Source organism: Asticcacaulis benevestitus DSM 16100 = ATCC BAA-896 (assembly GCF_000376105.1).
In the GTDB taxonomy this organism is placed as follows: domain Bacteria; phylum Pseudomonadota; class Alphaproteobacteria; order Caulobacterales; family Caulobacteraceae; genus Asticcacaulis; species Asticcacaulis benevestitus.
Genome location: NZ_AQWM01000066.1, coordinates 1 through 9,218, shown reverse-complemented (window position 1 = coordinate 9,218; position 9,218 = coordinate 1). Strand labels below are relative to the sequence as shown.

Below are 9,218 nucleotides of genomic sequence, written 5' to 3'. Positions count from 1 at the left end.
TGACCCCGCCGCTTCGATCGCTTTTGAACGCCGATCCCCACCCAGCTTTTTAGGAGCTATCTCCTTCGTCTCCCGATAACGGCGCGTCCACTTGATCGCGCTTGACTCGCTGACACCAAAACGGTCACCCGCAGATGCGCAACTATGACCGGACAGCACGTAATCAACGACGCGCTGGCGAAGATCGACTGAATAGGCATGACTCATGAAAGCCGCCTCCTCCGCGGCCTCCAGCTTGAATCACTATTCGAGTCTTTTGGAAACCCCAAGAGTCAAACAGGTCGCAAAATGCTCTAGCGTCGATACGGTGGCATCTCTCTTGGCCGGTGATGTCAAATCCGCCCAGTCGCCGGCACACCCCGGCAAAATGCCACCAGCAATGGAAGCCATGACCTTGTGGGCGCCTGTGTGAAGCGTTTTAATCACATTATTCAACGACGCGGCCGTCACAGGGTCGCCTTTCTCGTCGGTCATGTAGGCCAACGCTTCTCCGTTGACGATCCGCCCCTGGGGATCCGGGTTTACGAAAGCCAACATAATATGTGTGTACGGCGTCATATTTACGGAATTAAGCGGCGATTCCATTCCCTTAGTACTTGGCAAATAGCCAATGAAAACCGTCTCAGCGCTCGCAGTTCTCGCGGCCAAAAGGAAGGTGATCATTGCAAAAAGCGCGGTTGTTACGCTGTGCGATATGCATTGTTTCATAGGCTTGATGCTCATTCCTCGATTAAGTCTGCTTGTTAAAAAATAAGATGTTATCAATGCGCCGGCGCGGCAGGTGGGGCGCTCTCGTTAAGAACATAGGCCGGCCCCATGTCGATCTTCTTGGCCGAGCCGCCGATTGACAAGGCGACGTTTGTCGTCCCGGCCTCGTGATCGCTGCCCGACACACCCTGCATATGCACGAGTTGCCAGGAAGTGGTAAGCGTCACCTTTCCCTGCACGATTGGCGTATAAGGCGCATTAGATACCTGAATCACTGCGGGAATATCGAGTTGCGTGTCTGCGTCTTCCGCGTCCAGTTTAGCCCACACCGCAAACACGATCAGGTCGCCGGCTTTAAAATTTTTGGTGATGGGCGTGCTCGCGCCGATATCCCAAGTGTTTTCCGTCGGCTTGGCGACATCGATGCGCAACGCGCCGCCGCCCTGCATCTGAATCGGCGCAGGCGTAACCAAAGCACAGATCCCCGCGTCCAGTCCATCGTAGACAAACCCGTCCAGCAAAAGATCATACATGCGATTGGGCAGGGACGCCCAGATCAAAAACTTGGCTCACACCTTGATAACGATCTTGGTCTTGTGCAGGGTCCATGCAAACAGCCAGCAGACGAGCATGTAGAGCACCGCGAACAGAAGCGCGCCGGGTGCGCCGGGGACGTAGGTCTGGAGGTTGCCCGACAGCCAGCCTGTGACCGACTTGCCGCCGATATCGAACTGCCACGATATCACTGCCAGCAGTTCGGCGAACAGGTACACGATCAAAGGGTTCTTGCCGAATATCTCGAAGAAGCCGACACCGAACTTCTGCTTTGCCTGGTCGATCCAGGCGATCAGTCCCGCTAGCACGATCAGGTCGATGCCGACGGTCAGCAGGACGAAGCTCGACGACCACAGCTTCTTGCCGATCGGGAAGACCGTGCCCCAGGCGACCGCCGCCAGGATCAGAGCGACACCAACACAGATAAAGCGGATCATGACGAATTGGCCGGGGCTGTGCTTGCGGACGTAGAGGCCGGCCAGATACCCGAAGATGACATTGACGGCGGCGGGTATGGTGCCCAGTAGGCCTTCGGGTTCGAAGCCTTCGTCCCACGGATAGAGGTGCGATTTCCCCAGGATGAGCTGGTCGACGTAGTTGCCGATATTGCCTGTCTTGGTCAGGGCCAGTTCGGGCGGCGCCGAGGCCAGCAATATGCCCCAGTAGCCGAGCAGCAGGACGGCGGACAAGGCCAGCAGACCGCGCTCACCCAGATAGCGGGCGGCGATAGCGGCGATAGCGTAGCACAGGGCCAGGCGTTGCAGGACGCCCATGATGCGCGTGTCCTCAAAAGGCTTCATAACCCAGCCCGCGTCGGTGTGCTTGAAGAAGGGGAACCAGTAGAGGAGATAGCCGAGCGCGAAGATGATGACCGTACGGCGCAGTGTCTTGACAAAAAACTCACCCGCCGGCAGGTCTGTCTTGCCGAACGACAGCGCATTGCCCATGGCGAACAGGAAGGACGGAAAGACGATATCCGCGACGGCGAAGCCAAACCAGTCGGCGTGGCCGAGGATGGGGTACGCGCCCTCACCCTGCATGTTGACGACGATCATCAGGCAGATCGTCAGGCCGCGAAAAACATCCAGCGACGTGAAGCGTATGCGTTCCAAGGTAAAAATCCTCCTATTTTTTATGAGTGTTTTTCAAATTGGTCTCACCCACAAGCATACCAATTTAATATTATCCTGCCTTATCGTTTGAGTGGGCCTAAATGCCCTGCCGAGTTCTGAGCAGCGTGTCTTCGCTTCAGAGGCTCTTTGCTTAACTTGCCTGCAGGAATGATCGAGTTGAATGTGAGGATTTACGAGGTTCGCGAGGCGCAGTAACGTGCGATAAAATCGTTATGCGTTGGCAACCCTTTGACTCTTTCAGTAATATTGGCGCGGATTTTGTCCAGTCTGCGCTTCAAGTCTGCTTCCGAAATGACATCGGCGACCGGATGGTAGTCACGCGGCACGAGACCCTGTCCTAGGAGGACAGCGAACCAGCTACTTTCCTTGAAGAGTTCCGTTGGTCGAACATTGGCGTTACCCTGGCGCGCAAATATGTCCAACCGAGCCTTGAGGCTATCAGGAATGGACATGTGCTTGCAATATTTCCAAAACGGCGTGTCTTCCCGCTCCGTGACGTTATAGTGAGCGATGAGGAAGTCTTTGATGTTCACATATTCAGCGAGGACAATCTGATTGTAGGCGTCGACTGTAGCGTCATCTATGTCGCGTTTGGGCATCATAGCTAAAAATCTGGTCAGGCAGGTCTGCACGAGATGAATGCTCGTCGATTCCAAAGGCTCAAGGAAACCACTGGCAAGACCGAGAGCCAGAACGTTTTTGTTCCAAATTTTTTTCCTGTGTCCCGTGACAAAACTAAGGACCTTGGGGTCTTTTAGCGGCTTGCCATCGAGGCATGCCAGCAGATTGTCGCAAGCCTCGTCCTCACCGATGAATTCATTGCAAAAGACATAGCCATTTCCGGTGCGGTGCTGCAGGGGTATCCGCCATTGCCAGCCCGCCTCCCGTGCTGTGGCACGCGTATAGGGCGCGATCGGTCCTGGAGCTTTCTCGCATGGTACAGCGACGGCGCGGTTACACGGCAACCAGGCACTCCAGTCTTCGTAGCCGCTTTTGAGCGTTTGCTCGATCAGTAGACCCCGGAAGCCAGAACAATCTAAAAAGAAGTCGCCTTCAATGATCCGGCCATCTTCGGTTTGCACCGATTTGATAAAGCCGTTTTCCGGATGCTGCGTAACGGTGGCTATCTTGCCCTCGATGCGCTTGACGCCACGTGCCTCGCTGTAGCGTCGAAGGAAGGCGGCATACTGGCTGGCATCAAATTGAAAGGCGTAGTTGATATCTGGCAAAATCGAGGTGAGGCTTTTTTGCGTCCGACCGAAACGGTTTTGACCCGCCGCGAGCGTTTCGGCGTTGAAACGGCCATAGTCGCCATCGCCGCCCATTTGCGCCATTCGCAGCCAGAAAGCGTTGAAGCCAATTCCATCCATGTCGACCCCATACTGGCCGAAGGGATGGAAATATCGGACACCAGGTTTGCGCCAGTCGAGGAAATGTATGCCAAGCTTGAAGGTCGCATTGGTCTCCCGGACAAACTCGTCTTCATTGATTCCCAGTATTTCGTTGAACAACTGGATAGGCGGAATAGTGGCTTCACCCACCCCTACAGTGCCGATCTCTTCCGATTCCACCAAGGTGATATTGAAAATTTCTGTCCCCAGCGTCTTCGCCAGCATCGCTGCTGACATCCAGCCCGCAGTGCCACCGCCAACGATGATAAGCCTTCGTAGAGTGGCAGCGCCCATTTTCAATCTCCAAAGCTATATGGACGTATTAGAACCCGCTCTGCCATAATAGCGTGGCAAATGCTTGCGCAAAACTTAGGGCTTTGGCCCCTGATGCGTCTTGTTCTTGCGGAGCTCGCTGGTTTGGCCCACTCCGTACACATTCCGGCACTGCTGGCCCGCGCATTAAGGACCACCAAGTCGCTGGTAGTCTGGCCCATGCCCGGCACGCCGAAAAGTGCGCCCACCCACCCCAAAAATGTCGCCATGGCTGACATGTTCATCCGTACCTCCACAAAATGCGACATGCCTGAGCATTGCGAGCGGCAGCAATAATACCAATTCTTCAGATTGCCCCATTCATTGATCATCGCTGCCTCAATTGGCCTTACAGACGCGCTCTTTGTCAATGCAATTGTAGCCGAAATGAGTCTACCATAGGTGATAGGGGCGCGCATATCTTGCGCCATGTGCGATTTTTTACGAATTAAATTCTGTTTTTTCAACAAATTACCGCAGGTGCGACACATAATGTCGTAAATGTGACAATTGCCTGTGGACACATTAACAATACTGCGTTCTATTGGTTTGTACCAATCGCGCAATTGGTACTATCGGTGCACGAATATTGGCACCGTCCCTTGTCAGCCTCGCAGGTTGGCGAGCCGCTGATATCTACTCTAAAAAATCTCTTAAAGTACTGCATCCGGCGTTCGCTGAAACGCCCACGGAAAACCGCGGTCTTATCCTTCAAAAAATCAGGCCGCCCATAAAATAGGGAAACAATACTATGACGGCACGAAACCTATCACCAGCCAACCGCCGATACCGCCTCATGACGGGCGCCGGCGCCGCTGCCCTGGCCTCTCTGGCCCTTCTCGTTAGCCCTGCCCTGGCCCAGGAAACGTCCTCCCCAGATAGCGCTGCCACAGCGCCTGCCGATTCGACCGAAGTGGTGGTCGTTGGCGCCCGCAAAGCACTAAAAACCGCTCAACAGATCAAGCGTGGCGCCGACACAGTGGTTGATTCGATTACCGCCGAGGACATCGGTTCCTTCCCTGATAAGTCGGTCGCCGAAGCTCTGCAGCGGGTCGCCGGTATTACCGTTACGCGCTTCAACGGCACCTCAGATACCTCACACTTCTCGGCTGAACCGTCGGCCGTTCTGGTGCGCGGCCTGATGCAGGTTCGCTCCGAGTTCAACGGTCGCGACGTTTTCGATGCCAACTCCTCGCGCGGCCTGTCATGGGGTGATGTATCGCCCGAACTGATGTCAGGCGTCGACACCTACAAGAACCAGACGGCCGAACTGATTGAAGGCGGCATTGCAGGTACGATCAATCTGCGCACTCGCGTGCCGTTCGATTCCAAGGGACGCCTGCTGGTCGTCAATGCCACCAGCAGCTATGGTGATCTGGCCAAGAAGTCTGGCTATGATGTCTCCGCCATCTATTCCGACCGCTGGACCACCAGTATCGGCGAGTTCGGCTTCATGGCCAATATCGCCACCTCGCAGGTTTATACCGGCTCGCAAGGCATCCAGTACGATCGCATGGGCATTTTCGATGTGCCGAGCGTATTCGGTGAGGGTCTGAAATATATCCCGTCTGTCGTCTATAACCGTGAAAACGTCTATGACCGTAACCGTAAGGGCATTGCTCTGGCGGGCCAATGGCGCTCAAACGACGGCGACCTGCTGCTGACGGCGCAATACAATCGCTCGCAGTATCGCAATTCTTGGCAGGAACACGCCATCTCCGGCAGCGCCTTCAGCGTCTATGGCCTGCCGACCAGCTATGTTGAGACCAACCCGGATATTGCCAAGCCGGCGAACGGCACCTCGCCCTTCGTCTTCGACGCCAATGGCAATTTTGTCAGCGGCCAGATGTCGACCATCATTGGCTATCTCGCCGATACCGACGCCCTGTCTGCCTCCGGCGTCGCAGAGATCGCGCCCGGCGTTCCCCTGCTGGCAACCTGTCACTCCTGGGACGGCTGCGCCCTTGGCGCCGACGCCCGTCGCGGTGCCCTGATCCAATCCGCTTCCAATTATCTTAAGAATGATCAATATACAGAAGACTTCAGCGTCAACCTGAAATGGGATATCTCTGACCGCCTGCGCGCCAACTTCGATGTCCAGCATGTCAAGTCAGAAGTCGAGAACTACAATGCCTCGGTAGTCATGAACACCTACGGTAATATGTACCTCGACGCCAGCGGCGAATATCCGGTAATGACGCTTTCGGACGTTGCCGTTGATTATGTCAACCTGGCTGACGGCGGTTTTACCAACGCCCATAACTACAACTACTACTCGGCGTCCGATCACGTCGAAGAATCCTACGGCACCGAAGACGCCATCCGCGCCGATCTGCAATGGGATATCGGGAACAGTTGGCTGGATACGCTGAAAGTAGGCATGCGCGCCGCCAATCGGAACCAGACTGTGCGCTGGGGCGCTTACAATTGGGCCAACATTACCTCGGTATGGGGCAACCAATCGGCCGTCTATAACGCCGACCTGCCGGTCTACGGCGCCGATGCCTACGAGCCCTACACCTTCAGCAGCGACTTCTTCCGCGGCGGCGTGATGGATGAGCAATCTTTTGTTTTCTTCAATATGGACAAACTGAAATCCTCGGGTGCACTCGGATCGGTTCTCGGCAACAACGGTACGACCCGCGCCTTTAGCGGCTACTATCCGGTCTGTTCCAACGAGAACTACCGCGCGGGCGAGATTGAAAAGGGCGATATCGGTTGCTATCAGGAGTCGGAAATCCACCCGACGAGTGAAAAGACCAAGGCCATCTACGCCATGCTCAAGTTCGGCGGCCCTGAAGCTACACTTTTCGGCTACGGCGTTTCCGGTAATATCGGCGTCCGCGTTGTGGAAACCCGGAACGAATCGGAAGGCGGATACCTCCTGCCGAACTTCCTTAATTACACGGATGCACAACTGGCCTGTACACGCGGTGTCGTCACTACTCCCGAGAGTGTTTATAACAGCTTCACACCGGGTTGCGTTCTCTCCGCCAATGATCTGGCCTTCAATAATGGCGCCTATATCATCCGCACCGCCAAGACCAAGCACACCAATGTTCTGCCGAGCTTCAACCTGAAGATTGATCTGAATGACGAGTGGCTCGTGCGCTTCGCGGCTTCCAAAGCCATGTCGCGCCCGGATCTCGGCTACCTGAAAAACTACTCGGCCATTACCCGCCAGGGCTCGCCCCTTGATACCGCCCAGACGACAGATCCGAACTTCACTTTCACCAATGGCCTGGCGACTGGCTATAACTTCCGTTACCAGAGCAACACCGCCAATCCGTTCCTGGCACCAATGACCGCCGACCAGTTTGACATCTCGCTCGAACATTACTTCGCCTCGGTTGGCTCCTTCACCTTCACGGCCTTCGCCAAAACCTTCTATGACTACGTTCAATACGGCAGCTACGATCTGGAGCTGACCAACAATGGCGTCACCAAGACGGTTGAGATGAACGGTCCGGTTAACGGTGACGGCGCCAGCATCAAGGGCTTTGAAGTCGCTTATCAACGCACCTTTGACTTCCTGCCGGGTCTCCTCAGCGGCCTCGGCATGCAGGCCAATTACACCCACGTGGTCAATAACGGTATCACCAATACCAATCTGATCACGGAATCGGCCAATGGCGGCACAAATACAGGCGGCGGTGGTCTTTCTCAGGCGGAGGATTCGATCAATCCACACGCGCTGGAAGGTATCTCCAAGGACTCGTACAACCTGATCGCCATGTACGACAAGAAGGCCTTCTCGGCCCGTATTGCCTATAACTGGCGCTCGAAGTTCCTGGTCACGGCCGTCGATTGCTGCATTGGCTTCCCGATCTGGCAAAAGTCCGCCGGTTTCCTCGACGCATCCATGCACTACAACATAAACGATCATATCCAGTTGAGCTTAGAGGGCTCGAACCTTCTGGATACCGACACAGTGTTATATCAGCAGGTCGATAACAACGGCACGCTGGCGCCCAACGCCTGGTTCAAGAACGACCGCCGCATTCAGGCAGGCGTCCAGTTCAAGTTCTAAACCCGCCTCTACTCCCAAGCGGAACTTCAAGCGCGTCAGTCCTTCAGGACTGGCGCGTTTTTTTGACCGAATGCCACCTAAGCTGTCCACAGCTTGGCGCGCAAGGCGGTAGCAGGAAAATAGAAACCGTCATTCGATCAAAAGCGGCCATCCGAAAGTCATCGAGGCCTAAACTTCCTGTATGGTCATCGCTGGCGGTCAGACCGCCAGCAACCATTCACAACAAGGCGGCCAACGTTTCCTCCAGATTCTTCTCGCCCTCACGTGTCTGGGCACCGCCCTCCAGAGCGGCCAAAGTGAGTGCGGTCGCCATCGGCGCGGCAAACGTCTGGCCTAGCAGTTCGTTATTGGTCTGCAATGCTTGCGTCAGATCTTTGGAACTTGCATCGATCGCTTGCTTGGCGGCACGTACCGCTCCCGGTGCCCGTGACACGATTGCCTTGGCCAGGCTGTCAACTTGGCGGGTGTGCGGAACAAAACTGGAATAATGTTATCCTGTAAGGCTAAAACGTTCTCGATATTCGAGGGAGCTTGGGCGTCATGCCTTCAAAATTTCAACCGCAATCCCGCACTGGCCTCACCATAGGTGACGGTGATACCTGTCACCAGGCGCTCGCCCTTGTCGGTCGTTGTAAGCAACTGATCGGCACCCAGTTGCATCTTCCAAATATCGATGTCCTGATCGGAGCCACTTGTCGATACCGCCGCGTTGGCGCGGCTCCGTATGCCTTCCGTGCGTCCCCAAAGACCGTTACCTTCGGGATTACCCCCGGCAGCCCAAGTGCGGTTACCGACGCGCTGCTGGAGCGTGGGCAAGGTGTTAAGCGATTGCAGGTTCGCGCTATAAACCTCATAGATCGGTACACCGGGCTGGTAAAGCGGTGACGGATCGGTATCGCCCGGAATGAGCAACGCCGAACGCAGATACCAATCGCCATCGGCGGGATTGGCAACGCCATTCTTGTAGAGTCGATAGCCGTAGGCACCAGCGATTACCGCCTGTTCGCCGTCGAAGACGTAGTCACCTTCAAGCACAAAAGTGCCGTTGGATGCGCCGGTGACGTCTATGATCTTGATGCCCTCGATCGT

The 9,218-nt window shown here is 55.5% G+C and carries 8 protein-coding genes; 1 reads left to right on the top strand and 7 read right to left on the bottom strand.

Going from position 1 to position 9,218, the window contains the following annotated elements; all coding sequences use genetic code 11:
* From B060_RS26925 to B060_RS0122925, 5 genes are all read right to left on the bottom strand, one after another.
* Positions 1–207 (bottom strand): helix-turn-helix domain-containing protein (locus B060_RS26925; protein WP_040401747.1); only part of this gene is annotated, 207 nt, incomplete at its 3' end.
* Positions 208–243: 36 nt separating this feature from the next.
* Positions 244–723, bottom strand: a complete 480-nt coding sequence (locus B060_RS25755) for a glycoside hydrolase family 18 protein (protein ID WP_018084135.1) — start codon at positions 721–723, stop codon at positions 244–246.
* Positions 724–761: 38 nt separating this feature from the next.
* Positions 762–1,268 carry a hypothetical protein gene (locus B060_RS0122935; protein ID WP_018084134.1) on the bottom strand — a complete coding sequence of 169 codons (507 nt, stop codon included), beginning with the start codon at positions 1,266–1,268 and terminating at the stop codon, positions 762–764.
* Between the two features lie 9 nt (positions 1,269–1,277).
* The gene (locus tag B060_RS0122930) at positions 1,278–2,375 is read right to left on the bottom strand and encodes an acyltransferase family protein (RefSeq protein WP_018084133.1); all 1,098 of its coding nucleotides are present in this window, start codon (positions 2,373–2,375) and stop codon (positions 1,278–1,280) included.
* Positions 2,376–2,566: 191 nt separating this feature from the next.
* Complete coding sequence (locus B060_RS0122925; protein WP_026173089.1) at positions 2,567–4,081, bottom strand: tryptophan halogenase family protein; 1,515 nt, start codon at positions 4,079–4,081, stop codon at positions 2,567–2,569.
* Between the two features lie 769 nt (positions 4,082–4,850).
* On the opposite strand from B060_RS0122925, the gene B060_RS0122915 reads away from it, so the two are divergent.
* The gene (locus B060_RS0122915) at positions 4,851–8,129 is read left to right on the top strand and encodes a TonB-dependent receptor (protein ID WP_018084130.1); all 3,279 of its coding nucleotides are present in this window, start codon (positions 4,851–4,853) and stop codon (positions 8,127–8,129) included.
* 217 nt (positions 8,130–8,346) lie between these two features.
* Here B060_RS0122915 and B060_RS27510 read toward each other — a convergent pair whose 3' ends face one another.
* Positions 8,347–8,562: a hypothetical protein gene (locus B060_RS27510; RefSeq protein ID WP_155847982.1), complete on the bottom strand. Its 216-nt coding sequence runs from the start codon at positions 8,560–8,562 to the stop codon at positions 8,347–8,349.
* A 113-nt stretch (positions 8,563–8,675) separates the two neighbouring features.
* On the bottom strand, positions 8,676–9,218 hold a 543-nt coding region (locus tag B060_RS25750), incomplete at its 5' end, for an autotransporter outer membrane beta-barrel domain-containing protein (RefSeq protein ID WP_040401965.1).

Coding starts and splice junctions, on each gene's coding strand:
- B060_RS25755 (WP_018084135.1), bottom strand. CDS start 723: ATGAGCATCAAGCCTATGAAACAATGCATATCGCACAGCGTAACAACC.
- B060_RS0122925 (WP_026173089.1), bottom strand. CDS start 4,081: ATGGGCGCTGCCACTCTACGAAGGCTTATCATCGTTGGCGGTGGCACT.
- B060_RS0122915 (WP_018084130.1), top strand. CDS start 4,851: ATGACGGCACGAAACCTATCACCAGCCAACCGCCGATACCGCCTCATG.